Here is a 664-nt window from a genome sequence, read left to right as displayed (position 1 = left end):
GCCGTAACCTCTTTGTAAGCTACCTCACCAGTTGTCTCATCCTTCGAGAGAACCTTATCTCCGACCTCAATGTCTTCGATATTCTTCTCCCCTTCGTCCGTCATCACTTTGGTGCCTGCTACAAAGCAACTACATTGCGCGAGACTCCCCTTCGCACTTGAACGAGGGGTCACTGTCACCTTCCCTCTTGAATAGGAGAAGCCTGCAATCGCTCCTAAACTCGCTTCCATTTGCGCCAGTATAGTATTAAATACTTCATTTTGATAAGTTTGGGCTACATACTGATAATAGAATAATGTCTGCATGCTATAGAAGGCTTCCGCTACATCTTTCATTCCACCTGTTTGAGCTTGAGCAATCTCATCCATAAACGTTTCATAATCTTCACTTGTACTATTCTCATACGTGTCCTGATAAAGCTTTTGAATGAGAGATAGATTCTTCGCACTAATTTCATTTCTGCCAGAATCCATTACCTCATACATCAAATATTCCATTTCTCTACCTAATGACGGAAATGATCCACTAAAATTCCTCCACAAATAGTCGCCATACTCATTATCCATATGTGCCGTCAGGAGCATGATCATGGCCGCTTGCGAGCGATCAATGGCTCCGTTAGATGCGTCTTCGAGATTGTCAACGAATCGCTTTCTCGAACCGC

1 protein-coding gene is annotated in these 664 nt (G+C 43.5%); it reads right to left on the bottom strand.

The features are described from left to right. The coding region (locus E6C55_RS33280; RefSeq protein WP_136374122.1) for a Hint domain-containing protein at positions 1 to 664 on the bottom strand (664 nt) is incomplete at both ends.

This window comes from Cohnella fermenti (assembly GCF_004801405.1).
Taxonomy (GTDB): Bacteria; Bacillota; Bacilli; order Paenibacillales; family Paenibacillaceae; genus Cohnella; species Cohnella fermenti.
Note: the sequence above shows the minus strand (reverse complement) of the source record. Positions and strands in the feature narration are given on the sequence as shown.